The sequence below is a fragment of the Staphylococcus sp. NRL 16/872 genome, assembly GCF_022815905.2.
In the GTDB taxonomy this organism is placed as follows: Bacteria; Bacillota; Bacilli; order Staphylococcales; family Staphylococcaceae; genus Staphylococcus.
In genome coordinates this window covers 1,746,588-1,764,617 of record NZ_CP119327.1, presented here as the reverse complement: position 1 = coordinate 1,764,617, position 18,030 = coordinate 1,746,588, and the positions used below count along the sequence as shown (strand labels likewise).

The 18,030-nt window shown below is 32.4% G+C and carries 18 protein-coding genes and 1 riboswitch; of the genes, 12 read left to right on the top strand and 6 right to left on the bottom strand.

All coding sequences use genetic code 11. The features are described from left to right. Positions 1 to 576: an ECF transporter S component gene (locus MT340_RS08760; protein ID WP_243589611.1), complete on the bottom strand. Its 576-nt coding sequence runs from the start codon at positions 574 to 576 to the stop codon at positions 1 to 3. An 88-nt stretch (positions 577 to 664) separates the two neighbouring features. Next, positions 665 to 765, bottom strand: a riboswitch (TPP riboswitch). Positions 766 to 927: 162 nt separating this feature from the next. Beyond that, positions 928 to 1,062, bottom strand: a complete 135-nt coding sequence (gene graF / locus MT340_RS08755) for a glycopeptide resistance-associated protein GraF (RefSeq protein ID WP_243589610.1) — start codon at positions 1,060 to 1,062, stop codon at positions 928 to 930. 150 nt (positions 1,063 to 1,212) lie between these two features. Between graF and auxA the strand changes: the two genes are divergently transcribed. The 5 genes from auxA (at position 1,213) to ptsP (ending at position 6,796) form a co-directional block, all read left to right on the top strand. Further along, entirely contained in the window at positions 1,213 to 2,508 is a 1,296-nt protein-coding gene (gene auxA / locus MT340_RS08750; RefSeq protein WP_243589609.1) for a lipoteichoic acid stability factor AuxA, read from the top strand. A gap of 191 nt (positions 2,509 to 2,699) precedes the next feature. Further along, entirely contained in the window at positions 2,700 to 3,872 is a 1,173-nt protein-coding gene (locus MT340_RS08745) for a class I SAM-dependent rRNA methyltransferase (protein WP_243589608.1), read from the top strand. A 66-nt stretch (positions 3,873 to 3,938) separates the two neighbouring features. Beyond that, positions 3,939 to 4,481 carry a DUF697 domain-containing protein gene (locus tag MT340_RS08740; RefSeq protein WP_243589607.1) on the top strand — a complete coding sequence of 181 codons (543 nt, stop codon included), beginning with the start codon at positions 3,939 to 3,941 and terminating at the stop codon, positions 4,479 to 4,481. Between the two features lie 330 nt (positions 4,482 to 4,811). Further along, positions 4,812 to 5,078, top strand: a complete 267-nt coding sequence (locus MT340_RS08735) for a phosphocarrier protein HPr (RefSeq protein ID WP_103297095.1) — start codon at positions 4,812 to 4,814, stop codon at positions 5,076 to 5,078. A gap of 2 nt (positions 5,079 to 5,080) precedes the next feature. Beyond that, positions 5,081 to 6,796 carry a phosphoenolpyruvate--protein phosphotransferase gene (ptsP, locus tag MT340_RS08730; protein ID WP_243589606.1) on the top strand — a complete coding sequence of 572 codons (1,716 nt, stop codon included), beginning with the start codon at positions 5,081 to 5,083 and terminating at the stop codon, positions 6,794 to 6,796. Between the two features lie 126 nt (positions 6,797 to 6,922). On the opposite strand, the gene MT340_RS08725 is transcribed toward ptsP, so the two are convergent. Then, positions 6,923 to 7,156, bottom strand: coding sequence for a glutaredoxin family protein (locus MT340_RS08725; protein ID WP_243589605.1), 234 nt, complete (start codon positions 7,154 to 7,156; stop codon positions 6,923 to 6,925). 211 nt (positions 7,157 to 7,367) lie between these two features. On the opposite strand from MT340_RS08725, the gene MT340_RS08720 reads away from it, so the two are divergent. The 3 genes from MT340_RS08720 (at position 7,368) to MT340_RS08710 (ending at position 10,520) form a co-directional block, all read left to right on the top strand. Then, complete coding sequence (locus MT340_RS08720) at positions 7,368 to 8,720, top strand: cytochrome ubiquinol oxidase subunit I (RefSeq protein WP_243603767.1); 1,353 nt, start codon at positions 7,368 to 7,370, stop codon at positions 8,718 to 8,720. Next, a complete protein-coding gene (locus MT340_RS08715) occupies positions 8,720 to 9,736 on the top strand; it encodes a cytochrome d ubiquinol oxidase subunit II (protein ID WP_243589603.1) in 1,017 nt (338 codons plus the stop codon). Before MT340_RS08720 ends, MT340_RS08715 begins: the two co-directional genes overlap by 1 nt. Positions 9,737 to 9,860: 124 nt before the next feature. After that, a complete protein-coding gene (locus tag MT340_RS08710) occupies positions 9,861 to 10,520 on the top strand; it encodes a potassium channel family protein (RefSeq protein WP_243589602.1) in 660 nt (219 codons plus the stop codon). 98 nt (positions 10,521 to 10,618) lie between these two features. Here MT340_RS08710 and rnjA read toward each other — a convergent pair whose 3' ends face one another. The 3 genes from rnjA to def all read right to left on the bottom strand — a co-directional run bounded on the left by rnjA (position 10,619) and on the right by def (position 13,492). Further along, positions 10,619 to 12,298, bottom strand: a complete 1,680-nt coding sequence (gene rnjA / locus MT340_RS08705) for a ribonuclease J1 (RefSeq protein ID WP_243589601.1) — start codon at positions 12,296 to 12,298, stop codon at positions 10,619 to 10,621. Beyond that, the gene (locus MT340_RS08700; protein WP_002448185.1) at positions 12,298 to 12,516 is read right to left on the bottom strand and encodes a DNA-dependent RNA polymerase subunit epsilon; all 219 of its coding nucleotides are present in this window, start codon (positions 12,514 to 12,516) and stop codon (positions 12,298 to 12,300) included. The genes rnjA and MT340_RS08700 overlap by 1 nt, the downstream gene beginning before the upstream one ends. Positions 12,517 to 12,940: 424 nt before the next feature. Beyond that, positions 12,941 to 13,492, bottom strand: coding sequence for a peptide deformylase (def, locus tag MT340_RS08695; protein WP_243589600.1), 552 nt, complete (start codon positions 13,490 to 13,492; stop codon positions 12,941 to 12,943). Positions 13,493 to 13,622: 130 nt separating this feature from the next. On the opposite strand from def, the gene MT340_RS08690 reads away from it, so the two are divergent. The 4 genes from MT340_RS08690 to MT340_RS08675 all read left to right on the top strand — a co-directional run bounded on the left by MT340_RS08690 (position 13,623) and on the right by MT340_RS08675 (position 18,029). Then, entirely contained in the window at positions 13,623 to 14,249 is a 627-nt protein-coding gene (locus tag MT340_RS08690; RefSeq protein WP_243589599.1) for a YkyA family protein, read from the top strand. 168 nt (positions 14,250 to 14,417) lie between these two features. Continuing rightward, positions 14,418 to 15,530, top strand: a complete 1,113-nt coding sequence (gene pdhA / locus MT340_RS08685; protein WP_243589598.1) for a pyruvate dehydrogenase (acetyl-transferring) E1 component subunit alpha — start codon at positions 14,418 to 14,420, stop codon at positions 15,528 to 15,530. A gap of 3 nt (positions 15,531 to 15,533) precedes the next feature. Then, the gene (locus MT340_RS08680; protein WP_243603766.1) at positions 15,534 to 16,511 is read left to right on the top strand and encodes an alpha-ketoacid dehydrogenase subunit beta; all 978 of its coding nucleotides are present in this window, start codon (positions 15,534 to 15,536) and stop codon (positions 16,509 to 16,511) included. A 219-nt stretch (positions 16,512 to 16,730) separates the two neighbouring features. Then, positions 16,731 to 18,029: a dihydrolipoamide acetyltransferase family protein gene (locus MT340_RS08675; protein ID WP_243589597.1), complete on the top strand. Its 1,299-nt coding sequence runs from the start codon at positions 16,731 to 16,733 to the stop codon at positions 18,027 to 18,029. The last annotated feature ends 1 nt before the right edge of the window (position 18,030 follow it).

The window sequence follows — 18,030 nt, the reverse complement described above, 5'->3', positions numbered from 1 at the left end:
TTATAGGTTGTCGTAATCTTTTTGAGAAGCAGGGCGGAATAATTTAGTAACGCCTGTTTGATCAAGCGCTTTAACAATTAACCATGATAGTATTCCTGCAAGTACAATGCCACTGATTGCACGGAAAACAATAAATAATACTAAGTTCCATGCAGCTACATCTTTTAAATAACCATAAAAATAATCAACTGGGAATGAGATTAATGCAGTTGCTAAACCAGCCAAAGCAGCTACCATTAATGAACGTGATTTATATTTGAAAATAGCAAATACAATTTCACATGCTAAACCTTGTAAAACTGCGTAGATGATAGTTGGAATATCGAATTTACCCATTACAATCGTTTCACCAGCACCTGCAGCAAACTCAGCTATTAAAGCGATACCTGGTTTAGGAATGATTAAATATGCTACTACAGCAGCCATAAACCAAACCCCATAAGTTAATTGCTCTAAGTGAATCCCTGCTACTTGAGCAAAGTTGTATGGTAACCACCATAAGTTATAAATTATTGCAAATACAACTGCTATCAGTACTGTTACTAAGATTTCTGATAGCTTTAAACCTTTTGACATAATTATTTCCTCCTAAAAAAACGCACAACCCTCCGTAGAAAGTTGTGCGTAAATTTAAATAACATGCTTTATGTATATACAACAATTATTTATATTAGCGACACTTTCCTACGCTAGCTTTTAACTAGATCAGGTTCAAAGGGTTCGAGGATACTCCTCATCTCAGTATACACACCCCTAGTGCGTTGGATATTTAATTTAACATAAATGTATGACTTTTAAGAAGTATTGTCAAGGCGCATTTAAATATAAGGAACTTATTAAATATGTTTATTTAATAATTAATTAGATGAAAATAAAAACTACCAGCCAATTAAAATTGACTGATAGTAAAAATGTAATAACGCTAAATTAATCTAAAGTATCTTGAACATCTTGTTTTGTTTGTTCAAGGTCATCAGTTTTTTCTTCATTTTGTTCTTTTAATTTTTCTTCAGTTTCTTTTGCTTTTTCAGCTGCTGATTTTTTAGCATCTTCATTTGTCATCATACAACACTCCTTGTTGAATAATTATTACAATTATAGTTTACCCATAAAAAAGTAGGTTAAACTTATATAGGTCTAGAGTAGTATTTTATTTTTTTATTAAAGACAAGATTTAAATCTTCATATATAATAAATTTTGAGGTGAACAGTATGTCTTTTCTTAAGAAACACACCGAGATTATTTACAGTTATTTAATCGGTATCGTTTCACTCTTCACGGGTCTCATTATCCTGATTAATTTACCTTTAATTAAACAATTAAAAGATAAAAATAAAGCTGAATTAAGGATACATAATTTATGGGATTTTCTTAATGCATTCTTTAGTGAAATAATTAGAGTGATGAGTAGATTCATAGGCAACTTTCCTATTATAAGTGCAGTCATAATTATACTATTTGGTATTCTTTTAATGTTGATTGGTTATACATTATTTAGAACTACGAAATACGATTACGACATCTCAATTTTCTTTTTAGTTATTGGAATTCTATATTTCCTCATTACAATTACATTAATGACGCAAGTATATGGAATTTGGGCAATAATTTTCGTTATTCCATTTGTTATTCATACAGGGTACATTGTTTATAAAGATGAACTTTATAGTGAAAATAGAAAAAATCATTATCTTTGGATTATAGTTTCATATGGAATTGCTTATTTAATTACTCAAATTTCTTTATACGGCAAAATTGATGCAAATGAAATTGCACCAATTGATATTTTAAGTGTAGATACTTTCTTCTTAGTGATGTGGCTATTAGCTCAAGCATCTATATGGAACTTCTTATTCTTAAGAAGATCACTTCCATTAACAAAAGAAGAACTTGGGGAAGAAGAACCAGAATTATCAAGAACTACTAAAGGAAATGTATCGACTCAATCTAAAGTTCATTTTAAACAACTTCAAGATAAAACATCAGAATATGCACATAAGACGAGAAGAAGTGTAGACTTAGAAAAAATTAGAACTAAGCGCGATAAATTTAAAAATAAATTTAAAAAAGTTTTTGATATTCAGGAAGATGATATTCCTAATTGGATGCGTCGTCCTAAATGGATTAAACCCGCGTATGTAGAAATCTTCTGTGGTTTTGTTTTATTCTTATTTACGCTTATTGAATTTAACAATAGAAATTCATTATTCGTATCTGGTGAATGGCAATTATCACAAACACAATATGTTGTTGAATGGGTAACATTATTATTATTAATGTTTATTATCATTATTTATATTGCTACTACATTCACACATTATTTAAGAGGTAAATTTTATTATTTACAACTCTTTATGATAAGTATTTTATTCTTTAAATTACTGACAGAATTTATTAACATTATGCTTCACGGTCTACTTTTATCAATATTTATTACACCGACATTAATCATTATGTTAATAGCAGTAATTATTGCATTCACTCTACAGTTAAGAGATCGACCTTAACATTCAAGAGAATTGATGTAATATTGCAAATAAGACTAACTCCCTTCAAACTATTCATTGAAAAATGAGTATTTTGAGGGGAGTTATTTTATTTCGTATAGTATAAAGTGAAATTTAATTTTGTTAAAATAGGTAAGAACGTAAAGTAGAATAATTTTCAAAAAATATGATTTAAATAGGAGCGTTAGAAAATGAAAATAGCAACTTTAAATAAAGGAAAAGAAACAAAATATTTAAATCAGTATCCGTTAATAGATGAAGAAGATATTTACCAACACGACCATTTAAAGGAAGGCGACTTATTTTATTTAATGACAGAAAGTGATCAATACATTGCAACTGCATATGTTGGGCGTCAACATAAAGGTTTAGGATGGGTATTGAGTTATGACCAAAATGAAGTCATTAATACACAGTTTTTCGATAGTTTGTTTAAACAAGCGTTAGAAGAAAGAGAGTATTACTATCATATCGAAGGAACAAATGCGTTCAGATTATTTAATGCTGAGGGTGATGGCGTAGGTGGTCTTACGATTGATAACTATAATGGCCATTTACTTATTCAGTGGTATTCAAGAGGGATTTATAAGTTCCGTTACAACGTGGTTGAAGCTATACAAAACGTATTTGAATTTAAGTCAATTTATGAAAAAATGCGTTTTAAAGATACAGAATATACTGGTGGTCATGTGTTAGGTGAAACGCCAGAATTTCCAATTGTAATCGAAGAAAACTTTACATTTTATAATGTAGATTTAGATGACGGTTTAATGACAGGTATTTTCTTAGACCAAAAAGAAGTGCGTAAAAAATTACGTGATCACTTTTCAGAAGATAGAACAATACTGAACTTATTTAGTTATACAGGTGCTTTTTCAGTCATAGCGGCTCAAAATGCGGAAATGACTACTAGTGTCGATTTAGCAAATCGTTCGCGGGCTCTAACTGAAGAGAACTTTGGACTTAACGGTATTGATCCTAAAAGTCAGTATATATATGTAATGGATACATTCGATTTTTATAATTATGCAGCCCGCCACGGTAAACAATACGATACTATTGTCATTGATCCTCCAAGTTTTGCACGTAATAAGAAGAAAACTTTTTCAGTTCAAAAAAATTACGATGATTTGATTAACGGGGCGTTAGATATTTTAGAACCTAATGGATCAATGTTATTATGTACAAACTCAAGCGTCTTTCCATTAAAATCATTTAAGAATGTGATTAAAAAGACATTAGAATCAGCTGACGTTGAATATGAAATAGAAGAAGTCATGGGCTTACCAAAAGATTTTAAAACACATCCTCATTATAAACCTTCTAAATACTTGAAAGCAGTATTCTTAAATATTAAGCATTAACACAAATAAAAGTGGGTATAATGGTTTAATGAATGAAAAAGAATCAATACGAAAGGGTGTCGTAGTATGGGAATTATGAATAGATTTACAAATAATATGACAAATAAAGTAGGTAACAAAGTATTAAATATGGAAGAAATTAAAGAAAAAAGCGCTTTACCTACTACAAAAGAAGAAATTGAAGAGCGTAGAGTGAGAGCGGAAGCTCTTGTTAAAAAGAAATCTCTTTTATCTTCTGGAATGAGTGTCGTTCCTATTCCAGGACTAGACTTTGGTGTAGATATCAAATTAATGAGAGATATCATCGAAGATGTTAATAAAATTTACGGTCTAGATCACAAACAAGTGAATAATCTAGGTGATGATGTCAGAGAACGCGTATTAGCTGCAGCGGCAATACAAGGAAGTTCATTTGTAGGTAAAAAAGTATCAAGTGCTGTATTGAAAGTTGTAGTAAGAGATATGGCAAAACGTGCTGCTGCCAAACAAACTAAATGGTTCCCAGTGGTAGGACAAGCTGTGTCAGCTTCGATTAGCTATTATTTTATGAATAAACTAGGGCGCGACCACATAGAAAAATGTGAAAAAGTTTTATATGACATTATTTAAATTGAAAATGTTGTAGTATAATTATTATAAAGTGTTAATAGGATAACGGATATAATATTGATTAAATTTATTAACCAATTAATAATGAGCAATAGATTAATTGCACTTGAGTAGTAACATCAATTTTGAACAAGGAAAGTATAAATAATGGTTTAAGAGTGTTTATTAACAATCTAAATTGCTTGTTTAGTCATATCATTTGCCATTATAATAGTATTTCAATCATATAAGAATTGAATTTGCTATTATATTTTGGTAGTGTTATCTTATAAATTTATGTTAGATTATGATTAATTTGAATATTCTAACTTTGCGAAGGAGAAATAGATTATGGAACAAAAATCTTATGTAATTATCGATGAAACTGGTATTCATGCACGTCCTGCAACTATGTTAGTTCAAACTGCATCAAAATTTGATTCAGATATTCAATTAGAATACAACGGTAAAAAAGTCAACTTAAAATCTATCATGGGTGTTATGAGTTTAGGCGTAGGTAAAGATGCTGAAATCACTATCTATGCTGACGGAAGCGATGAACAAGACGCAATTCAAGCTATCAGTGATGTCTTATCTAAAGAAGGTTTAACTGAGTAATTATGTCTAACTTAATTAAAGGTATTGCTGCGTCTGATGGCGTCGCAATTGCTAAAGCATATTTATTAGTAGAGCCAGATTTATCATTTACTAATGAAAAAGTCACTGATACTGATGCTGAAATTAAAAAATTTAGAAATGCGTTAGAAGCTTCTAAAATTGAGTTAACTAAAATCAGAAATAACGCTGAAAAACAATTAGGTCCTGATAAAGCTGCTATCTTTGATGCACATTTATTAGTACTTGATGATCCTGAGTTAATTCAACCAATCGAAGATAAAATTGCGAATGAAAAAGCAAGTGCTCCAGAAGCATTACATGAAGTCACTACGCAATTTATTACAATCTTTGAATCAATGGATAATGAATACATGAGAGAGCGTGCTGCAGATATTAGAGACGTTTCTAAACGTGTGTTAGCACATCTTTTAGGTGTTGATTTACCTAACCCAAGTATGATTGATGAAAGTGTAGTTATCGTCGGAAATGATTTAACACCTTCTGACACTGCACAATTAAACAAAGAATTTGTTCAAGGCTTCGTTACTAATATTGGTGGACGTACTAGTCACTCAGCAATTATGAGTCGTTCATTAGAAATTGCTGCGGTAGTAGGAACTAAATCAATTACGAAAGAAGTTAAACAAGGTGACATGATTATTGTTGACGGTACAACTGGTGACGTAATCGTTGATCCTACTGAAGATGAATTAATTGCTTATCAAAACAAACGTGAACGTTTCTTTGAAGATAAGAAAGAATTACAAAAATTACGTGATGCAGAAACTGTCACTATTGACGGTGAACATGCTGAATTAGCTGCAAATATCGGTACGCCTGACGATTTATATGGCGTAATGGAAAATGGCGCTGAAGGTATTGGTTTATATAGAACGGAATTCCTTTATATGGGTAGAGATCAAATGCCAACTGAAGATGAGCAATTTGAAGCCTATAAAAAAGTGCTTGAAACGATGAAAGATAAACGCGTAGTTGTACGTACTTTAGATATCGGTGGGGATAAAGAATTACCTTACTTGAATTTACCTAAAGAAATGAATCCATTCTTAGGATATCGTGCAATACGTTTATGTTTAGATCAACAAGATATTTTCAGAACGCAATTACGTGCATTATTACGTGCATCTGCATACGGTAAATTAAATATTATGTTCCCAATGGTAGCAACTATTAATGAATTCCGCGATGCAAAAGCGATTCTTTTAGAAGAAAAAGAAAACCTTAAAAACGATGGTCACGAAGTGTCAGATGAAATTGAATTAGGTATCATGGTTGAAATTCCATCAACTGCTGCTTTAGCAGACGTATTCGCTAAAGAAGTTGATTTCTTCAGCATTGGTACGAATGATTTAATTCAATATACTATGGCAGCTGACCGTATGTCAGAACGTGTTTCTTACTTATACCAACCATATAATCCAGCGATATTACGCTTGGTTAAACAAGTTATTGAAGCTTCTCATAAAGAAGGTAAATGGACTGGTATGTGTGGTGAAATGGCTGGAGACGAAACAGCTATTCCATTATTATTAGGTTTAGGATTAGATGAATTCTCTATGAGTGCAACATCTATTTTAAAAGCTAGAAGACAAATTAATGGTCTAAGTAAAAATGAAATGGCAGAATTAGCGCATCGCGCAATTAATTGTGCGACACAAGATGAAGTCAAAGATTTAGTAAATAATATCTCTAAATAATTATAAATATGGCACCTTTGTTTAATTTGACATTAGACAAAGGTGCTTTTTTGTTATAAACGTCGTACATCAAGACTTAACTTTATAGAGGTGATGTTAGACGTTTTTTAAATTATTTTTATCTAATTAATTCTCAATATTAAAAGCTTTGTTAATTTTTTCCATATCAACACTGTACATAGGTTCATTATTTAAAAGTATAAATGGCGTGGCAAATGCATCATAGTTCATCATTTCTTGTCGGTATTTATCTTTAGCAATATTTTTTTCTTCGTAATTCACATGATGTTCACTTAAATAATTTTTAACAAATGTGCAGGGCGGACAATCATTTTGAGTATAAATAGTAATTGAAGACATTAATAAACACTCCTTTTGTCAATTATTTTAACTGAAATTACTATATAAAATATTATTCATAATTGCAAACTGTGAAAATTATGTGAAATACATTGTTAAAAATTTATGAAGATTAAGCAAAACAATTTAGTTAGAAAAAAGAAAGTAATATAATTTAAATCGATTGTTTTTAAAAATATAATTCTAAATATAAAGAAAAGGTGATCAATATATGGATTCTGTTGAAATTAGTCGGTTTCTAACGGGTATGACATTAGCGGTACATATCATCTTTGCTACCATTGGTGTAGGTATGCCGCTGATGTTTGCCATCGCAGAATTTTTAGGGATTAAGAATAAAGATCCTAAATATATAGCATTAGCACAACGTTGGTCGAAAGGTTATACGATAACCGTAGCAGTAGGGGTTGTTACAGGTACAATTATCGGTTTGCAACTTTCATTGATTTGGCCAACTTTTATGAAAATGGGTGGACATATTATAGCTTTACCACTTTTCATGGAAACATTTGCGTTCTTCTTTGAAGCAATTTTCTTAAGTATTTATCTATACACGTGGAATCGTTTCAAAAATCAATGGATACATTTTCTTATAAGTATTCCGGTTATAATAGGTGGCTCATTCTCCGCTTTCTTTATCACGTCAGTTAACTCATTTATGAATACACCAGCTGGTTTCGAAATGAAACATGGCAAAATGGTTAATGTACAACCATTTGAAGCAATGTTTAACGCATCATTTTTAGTTAGAGCATTTCATGTTGTAGCCACTGCTGGTATGACAATGGCATTTCTTTTAGCCGCGATTGCAGCTTTCAAATTATTGAAAAACAAGTTTAGTAAAGATACAGAATATCATAAAAAAGCATTAAAAATGACGATGGTCGCTGGTTTTATAAATACTTTACTTGCAATGCTTGCTGGAGATATGTCAGCGAAATTTCTTCATAAAGTTCAACCTGAGAAATTAGCAGCTTATGAATGGCATTTTGACACACAATCAAAAGCTGATTTAGTATTTTTTGGAGTTTTAAATGATAAAACACAAGAAGTCGAAGGCGCTATTAAAATCCCCGGTATGTTAAGCTTTTTAGCCGATAACAATGTTAATACTAAGGTAAAAGGGTTAAATGATTTTCCTAAAAATGATTTACCTCCACTCATCGTCCATTACTTCTTTGATTTAATGGTTGCAATGGGTATATTCTGCTTTATCGTTTCAGGTCTATTTATACTTACATTAATCATTAAAAAATTACGTAAATTTACAATGAGTAAAGGCTTATTATATGCAGTATTACTGACAGGGCCAGCTTCATTATTAGCTATTGAATTTGGTTGGTTTTTAACGGAAATGGGTAGACAACCATGGATAGTTCGAGGTTATATGCGTGTAAGTCAAGCAGCAACACAAGCTGGTGGGATTACATTAGTGACTATTATGTTTGGTTTATTATATTTAGTTCTGTTATTTACTTCTGCTTATGTATTATTGCGTATGTTTAAAAATAAGCCAGCCCAAGATGATGTAGATAAAGTAATTGAAAAAGGAGGTCAAGCATAATGGATTATACTAGTATTGGTATTGTTGTATTATGGACATTCTTATTTTTCTATATTATTGTCGCTTCAATTGACTTTGGCGCCGGCTTTTTCACATTGCATACAAAATTAACTGGAGAAGAAAAAAAGATTAACCATCTTGTTGAACGTTATCTTAATCCAGTTTGGGAAGTTACAAATGTATTCTTTGTCTTCTTCTTTGTTGGATTTGTAGGGTTCTTTCCAGAATCAGCGTTATATTTAGGTACAGTACTTTTAGTGCCTGGCTCAATTGCCTTAGTCCTTCTTTCAATTAGAGGTAGCTTTTATGCCTTTGAACACTATGGACAAGATACTAAATTACCATGGATCTTTTTATATGGGATTAGTGGGCTTTTAATTCCAGCTTCATTAGCAACCGTACTAACTATATCTGAAGGTGGTTATATTAACCAAAGAGGGTCACATCTTGATTTGGATTGGATTCAGTTGTTATTAAGTCCATTCGCATGGTCAGTGGTATTTTTAGCAATTATCAGTGTATTATATATTTCATCTGGTTTCTTAACGTATTACGCAGCTAAAGCAAAAGATGAAGTAGCATACTCGTTTATGCGTCAATGGTTTATGTTTTGGGGACCTCCGATGATTATTATTTCATTATTTGTATTCCTATCATTAAGAATTCAAAACTCCAATCATTTTTATAACGCAGTGACGAATTATTGGTGGATGTTTGCCATTAGTTTTGTCTTTTTCCTAATCGCTGGTGTATTAAATTTAATGAAAAAACATCATGGTTTAGCGTTTATTATGGTTATTTTACAAATGGCTTTTGCTTTTTATGGATACGGAATGAGTAAGTTACCTTATATTTTATATCCATATATTAAAATTACGGATTCTGGCGTCAATTCATCAATGGGCTTAGCGCTTGTGATCGTGTTTATTTTAGGTTTACTTTTATTAGTTCCATCGTTAATATTATTATTGAGATTATTTGTATTCGATAAATCATATGTCGAAGGCAAGAAATAATTACATTAAAGAAGGGGCTGAGATAAGTTTAATTTATGTTTTGAAATGCGCGTATTTATTTTTCAAGACATAGAGTAGGCTTTCTCAGCTCCTATTTTTTATAGAAGATAGGAGTATCTACGCTATGGAGAAAGAATATGTTGTTATAGGTCTAGGGCGTTTCGGTGGTAGTATCGTAAGAGAACTTAATGCGCTTGATATGGATGTTATGGCAATTGATAGAGATGAAGCAAGAGTAAATGAGTATAGTGATATTGCTACACATGCTGTAGTGGCTGACACTACAGATGAAGCGGTAATGAAAAGTTTAGGTATACGTAACTTTGATCATGTTATAGTGGCAATAGGAGAAAATATTCAATCGAGTACGTTGACTACCTTAATTTTAAAAGAGTTAGGGGTTAAAAAAGTTACGGCTAAAGCTCAAAATGATTATCATGCTAAAATATTAAATAAAATTGGGGCAGATACAGTAGTGCACCCAGAAAGAGATATGGGACGCCGTATCGCGCATAATGTAGCAAGTGCAAGTGTATTAGATTATCTTGAGTTAGCGGATGAACATTCATTAGTTGAATTGAAAGCGAGTGAGAAGATGACGGGACAATCTATTATTGATCTAGATATTCGTCGTCAATTTGGCATTAATATTATCGCGATTAAACGAGGAAAAGAAATTATTGTATCACCAGATCCAGGTATGAACATAGAATTCGGCGATATATTAATTATGATAGGGCATGATAATGATTTAAATCGCTTTGAAAAGAAAATTGTACGCTAACATAGAGGATATTAAAAACGTTAATAACGAAAAAAGCACGGTATAGATCATGTTTTAATATCATGTCTATATCGTGCTTTTTGATTTATTTATGATGATTAATCTTCATTAACTTTCATAATCACAGGTAAAATCATTGGTCGACGTGCTGTTTTTTCATAGAGATATGGTTGTAATGTCTCTATGATTGAAGACTTAATTTGATGCCATTGAATATCTTTATTTGAATTTAATTTAGATATAACATCTGTTTTAATCTTACGTTGTGCATCGTAAATGAGTTGACCTGATTCACGCATGTAAACAAAACCACGTGAAATGATATCAGGACCAGAAAGTAATTTATTAGTATTGAAGTCGATACTTACTACGACAATAACTAAACCTTCTTCGGAAAGTAATTTACGGTCACGGATAACGACATTACCGATGTCACCAATACCACTTCCATCAACAAGTACATTACCTGAAGGAATACGACCAGCTTTACGAGCTGAATCATGGGTAAGGGCTAAAACATCTCCAATATCAAAGATAAAGACGTTTTCTTCTTTAACGCCACAATCAACACCAGTTTGACCATGTGCTTTCAGCATACGGTATTCACCGTGGATTGGTAAGAAGTATTTAGGTTGAATTAATCGTAACATCAATTGTTGATCGCCTTGAGATCCATGACCAGATGTATGAATGTTAGAAATTTTACTATGAATAACATCTGCGCCTGCTTTATATAAAGCATTGATTGTACGATTGATACTTTTTGTATTACCTGGAATAGGCGAAGAACTAAATACTACTGTATCATCTGGAATAATTTTAATTTGTTTATGTGTACCATTAGCAATACGAGATAACGCCGCCATTGGTTCACCTTGAGAACCTGTACATAATATTAGTAACTCATGCTTAGGGATATTGTTAATTTTATTTGGTTCCACAAACGTTTCTGGTGGTGCTTTAATATAACCTAATTCCATACCAATTTTGATGTTATTTTCCATTGAACGACCGAAAGTAACAATTTTACGATTGTACTTAATAGCCGCTTCTACTGCTTGTTGCACACGGTAAATATTAGATGCGAATGTTGCGAAAATAATACGGCCTTTACAGTTACGGAAAATTTTATCAACGTTTTGACCAACTTCTCTTTCACTTAGTGTGAAATCAGGAACTAACGCATTTGTTGAGTCAGAAAGTAGACATAATACGCCTTCTTTACCTAACTCAGCCATTTTAGCAATATTAGCAGGTTCGCCTACAGGTGTGAAATCAAATTTAAAGTCACCTGTGTGGACAATTTTACCTTCAGGTGTATCGACAATGACACCATATGCTTCTGGAATACTATGCGTAGTTAAATAGAATGAAATTTCAAAGTGTTTAGATTTAATAACGCTATCTTCATTGATTTCATTTAATGTAGCATTGCGTAATAAATTATGTTCTTCTAATTTGTTACGAATTAAACCTAAAGCTAATGGACCACCATAAATAGGTACATTAATTTGCTTTAATAGGTAGGGCACACCACCTATATGGTCTTCGTGTCCATGAGTGATAAACAGACCGACAATTTTATCTTGGTTCTGTTCTAGATAAGTGTAATCAGGAATCACATAATCAATGCCTAATAAATTATCATCTGGGAATTTAATACCAGCATCGATAATGATGATTTCATTTTTATACTCTACAGCGTAAGTGTTTTTCCCGACTTCACCTAAACCACCTAGAGCATATACACCTACTTCATTAGAATGTAGTTGTTTCATTATTGAGCATTCTCCACATTAAAGTGATCAGAGTGTTCTTTTTCATATTCTAAATGTGCGCCCTCTAATTTAGTAATAAATTCGATATTATAATTGCGGTCTTTTAAATAACGTCTAACTTGTTCTTCAGTTTCACCTTCAACGTAAATTGTGTTTGTATTTTCACGAACGATTACTTCGTCTTTATTGTGTTGAAAAAATACTTTAAATACTGCCATTATGGATAATTCCTCCTAGAATATATTAATTTATGACTCTAGCTGAACAACTTAGTACAGCAAAGGATATCGATTATTTTTATTTCAATTAATTAATACATTTAATAAAAAGTGATAAGTAAAATTATTGTTTTAATAATATATATTCGATAATTATAAGTAATAAATGATTATTTTATTTTGCGACTAATAATGTTCAAAGAGTAGTTATTAATTTCGTTCATTATTTGAAAAATAGTATTGAACTATCTTGTCAGTTATTAATCATTTTACCTTATGTATCTAAATAAATAAAGCAGTTTATATTTTGTTTAACATTCTAAGGAAGCTATATATTTCACATTAAACTTCCATAAAAAAGCCTAATATATTTTCAAGAAATATATTAGGCTTTGAAATTAAATTAGGCATAGGAATGTATTAATTATACTTCTACTGAATCTGGTAATGGTGTTAATGGATGATCTTTATCAATATAATCATAGAACATAATGCCATTTAAATGATCAATTTCATGTTGGAATACGATGGCTGGATAACCTTTTAACCTTAATTTAACTTCATTACCATCGATATCATAAGCTTTAATTGTAACTCTAAAATGACGGTGAACTAGCCCTGGAATATTCTCATCAACACTTAAACAACCTTCCCCAGTAGGGAGATAAGCGTGTTGAACACTATGGCTCATCACTTTAGGATTTACTATCATATAATCATAAGATTTGCCTTCCCCATCATCTGGTAAATAAACTGCAATCATTCGTTTTGAAACATTAATTTGAGGCGCAGCAAGCCCAACACCAGAACGTAGTCCATATCTTTTAGCAATTTCGTCATCTTGACTATTAATTAAGAATTCACGCATAGCACGTAAAGTATTTTTATCTTCATCAGAGAGTGGTAATGTTACGTCTTCAGCTTTCTCACGTAATGTAGGATGACCATCTCTTATAATATCTTTCATAGTTAACATGTCATACACCTTCCTTATACTAAAATATAACAGATTAATGGTTATTTAGTACATCATCTGGTTTCATTTGATTTATAATCTATCTTTATATAATATTACAATCGAATGACTACGAGGAGGATAACAATTAATGAAAATACGTAAAACACTTGCTGTTGCAGTCGCTTCAAGTATTTTATTAGCGGGATGTACTACTGACAAAAAAGAAGTGCGCGCTTATGATGATAATATTCAAAAAGCGTTTGAAAAAGAACAAGCGATTACAAGTACAAGTAAAAAGCTAAATAATCTTGAAGTGAAGAAACAAAAGTTATATAAAAAAGCAAACAGCAATAATAATGATACTCGTAAAAAAGCAGCTGATGACATTCTCGATAATATTAAACAACGAAAGAACACATTTGATAATGAGATTTCTTCTATTAAAGATTCTGAAAAGCAATTCAAAAAAGGAGAAACTCATATTAAAGAAATAAAAAGTGATAACAAACGAAAAGAAGTTAAACAATTAGATGATGCAGTTAAAGATAAATATAAAGCACATGATGCCTATGCTAAAGCATACAAAAATGTTTTGAGTAAAGAAAAAGATTTATTCAAGCTAGTGAAACAAGATGGTATTACTCAATCTCAAGTTGATGAAAAAAATGATGCGTTAGATAAAGCACAGGAAAATTTTAAGAAGAAATTCAATAGTTATTCTAAAGCTATGAATAAAGTGAATAAAGAAAAGCAAGATGTGGATAAACTCACTTAATTTCCTAACTAATACAGTCTTGCAATAGACACTAATACAGTTTGAAAATCTGTATCTTTTTTAGTAGTACAGAACTTTATCAAAATATTTAACAGTATAAAAAAATTATGGTACACTATGAGAGGATAAAATGAATTTCTATTATATGGGAAAGGTATGGTGAATTGAATGGCTCCTAAGTTACAAGCCCAATTCGATGCAGTAAAAGTATTAAATGATACTCAGTCGAAATTTGAAATGGTTCAAATTTTGGACGAAGATGGTAATGTCGTAAATGAAGACTTAGTACCTGATTTAACTGATGAACAACTAGTAGAATTAATGGAAAGAATGGTATGGACGCGTATCCTTGACCAACGTTCTATTTCATTAAACAGACAAGGACGTCTTGGTTTCTACGCTCCAACAGCAGGACAAGAAGCTTCACAATTAGCTTCTCAATATGCTTTAGAAAAAGAGGACTTCATCTTACCTGGTTATCGTGACGTGCCTCAAATTATTTGGCATGGCTTACCATTAACTGAAGCTTTCTTATTCTCAAGAGGACATTTCAAAGGTAACCAATTCCCTGAAGGCGTTAATGCATTCAGTCCACAAATCATTATCGGTGCTCAATATGTGCAAACTGCTGGTGTAGCATTCGGTATTAAAAAACGTGGTAAAAAAGCTGTAGCTATCACTTACACTGGTGACGGTGGTTCTTCACAAGGTGACTTCTACGAAGGTATTAACTTCGCATCAGCTTATAAAGCACCAGCAATTTTTGTTATTCAAAATAACAACTATGCTATTTCAACTCCACGTAGTAAACAAACAGCTGCTACTTCATTAGCTCAAAAAGCAATTGCAGTAGGTATCCCTGGTATCCAAGTAGATGGTATGGATGCTTTAGCTGTATACCAAGCTACAAAAGAAGCTCGTGATCGTGCAATCAACGGTGAAGGACCTACATTAATTGAAACTATGACTTATCGTTATGGTCCACATACAATGGCTGGGGACGACCCAACTCGTTACAGAACTTCAGATGAAGACGCTGATTGGAAGAAAAAAGACCCATTAGTACGTTTCAGAAAATTCCTTGAAAATAAAGGATTATGGAATGAAGATAAAGAAAATGAAGTTATCGAACGTGCTAAAGACGACATCAAGAAAGCTATTAAAGAGGCTGACAATACTCCAAAACAAACAGTTACTAACTTAATGGATATCATGTATGAAGATATGCCTCAAAACCTAGCAGAACAATATGAAATCTACAAAGAGAAGGAGTCGAAATAAGCCATGGCACAAATGACAATGGTTCAAGCGATTAATAATGCGCTTAAAACTGAATTGCAAAATGACGAAAATGTATTAGTTTTCGGTGAAGACGTTGGTGTTAACGGCGGTGTATTCCGTGTAACTGAAGGTTTACAAAAAGAATTCGGTGAAGACCGCGTATTCGATACTCCATTAGCTGAATCAGGTATTGGTGGTTTAGCTCTTGGTTTAACAGCTGAAGGTTTCCGTCCAGTAATGGAAATCCAATTCCTTGGTTTCGTATTTGAAGTATTTGACTCAGTTGCTGGTCAAATCGCTCGTACACGTTTCCGTTCAGGTGGTTCTAAAGTAGCACCTGTAACAATCCGTGCACCATTCGGTGGTGGGGTACACACTCCTGAATTACACGCAGATAATTTAGAAGGTATCTTAGCTCAATCACCTGGTATCAAAGTAGTAATTCCTTCTGGTCCATATGACGCTAAAGGTTTATTACTTTCAGCTATTCGCTCAAATGACCCAGTTGTATATTTAGAACATATGAAATTATATCGTTCATTCCGTGAAGAAGTTCCAGAAGAAGAATATACAATTGATTTAGGTAAAGCGAATGTTAAAAAAGAAGGTAACGACATTACTTTAATCGCTTACGGTGCAATGGTTCAAGAATCTGAAAAAGCTGCTGAAGAATTAGAAAAAGAAGGTTATTCAGTAGAAGTAATTGACTTACGTACTGTACAACCTATTGATATCGATACTTTAGTTGCTTCAGTTGAAAAAACTGGACGTGCTGTAGTAGTACAAGAAGCTCAACGTCAAGCTGGTGTTGGTGCTACTGTAGCTGCTGAATTAGCTGAACGTGCTATCCTTTCATTAGAAGCTCCAATCGCACGTGTAGCTGCTGCTGACACAGTTTATCCATTCACTCAAGCAGAAAATGTTTGGTTACCAAACAAAAATGATATTATTGAACAAGCTAAAGCTACTTTAGAATTCTAATAATATCAATAATCTTCAATTTTAAAATTGAAAGTTAGCATATAGAAAGTTAGTAAGTAATATGTTTACTTTTTACTTTGTATGTCAATAGTTAAGTGTATACTAGAGATATAGGACATAATAATTGAATGATGTTAACCATTATTAATTATTCTGTCCTTGCTCTATGTTATAAATTTATTTTAATGTATGAATATGAAATCATAGGAGGACAAGAACGTGGCATTTGAATTTAGATTACCCGACATTGGTGAAGGTATCCACGAAGGTGAAATTGTAAAATGGTTTGTTAAAGCCGGAGATACAATTGAAGAAGATGATGTATTAGCAGAGGTTCAAAACGATAAATCTGTAGTTGAAATTCCATCTCCTGTTAGCGGTACAGTAGAAGAAGTTGTAGTTGACGAAGGTACTGTAGCAGTAGTAGGTGATGTAATCGTTAAAATTGATGCACCTGATGCAGAAGATATGCAATTTAAAGGTGGTCACGATGACGATGCTTCATCTAAAGAAGAAGAACCTGCAAAAGAAGAAGCTAAAGAAGAAGCTCCAGCAGCATCAGCTTCACAAGATGAAGAAGTAGATGAAAATAGACAAATCAAAGCTATGCCATCTGTTCGTAAATACGCTCGTGAAAAAGGCATTAATATTAAAGCTGTAGCAGGTTCAGGTAAAAATGGTCGCATCACTAAAGAAGACATTGACAATCACGTTAATGGTGGCGGTGCACAAGCAGCATCAGCTTCAAACGAAAGTGCAGCAGCTTCAACTGACGATGCTTCAGCAACTCAAGCTCAATCAGTTCCTGAAGGTGACTTCCCTGAAACTACTGAAAAAATTCCTGCTATGCGTAGAGCAATTGCTAAAGCAATGGTTAACTCTAAACACACAGCTCCACACGTAACATTAATGGATGAAATTGATGTTCAAGACCTATGGGATCACCGTAAAAAATTCAAAGAAGTTGCAGCTGAGCAAGGTATTAAATTAACATTCTTACCATATGTTGTTAAAGCACTTGTTTCTGCACTTAAAAAATATCCAGCACTTAATACTTCATTCAACGAAGAAGCTGGCGAAATTGTACACAAACATTACTGGAATATTGGTATCGCAGCTGATACTGAAAGAGGTTTATTAGTACCTGTAGTTAAAAACGCAGATCGTAAATCTATCTTCCAAATTTCAGACGAAATTAATGAATTAGCTGTTAAAGCACGTGACGGCAAATTAACATCTGAAGAAATGAAAGGTGCTTCATGCACAATCAGTAATATCGGTTCAGCTGGTGGACAATGGTTCACTCCAGTTATCAACCACCCAGAAGTAGCTATCTTAGGTATTGGCCGTATTGCTCAAAAACCTATCGTTAAAGACGGTGAAATTGTAGCAGCTCCAGTATTAGCATTATCATTAAGCTTTGACCACAGACAAATTGATGGTGCTACTGGTCAAAACGCTATGAATCACATCAAACGCTTATTAAATAATCCAGAATTATTATTAATGGAGGGGTAAA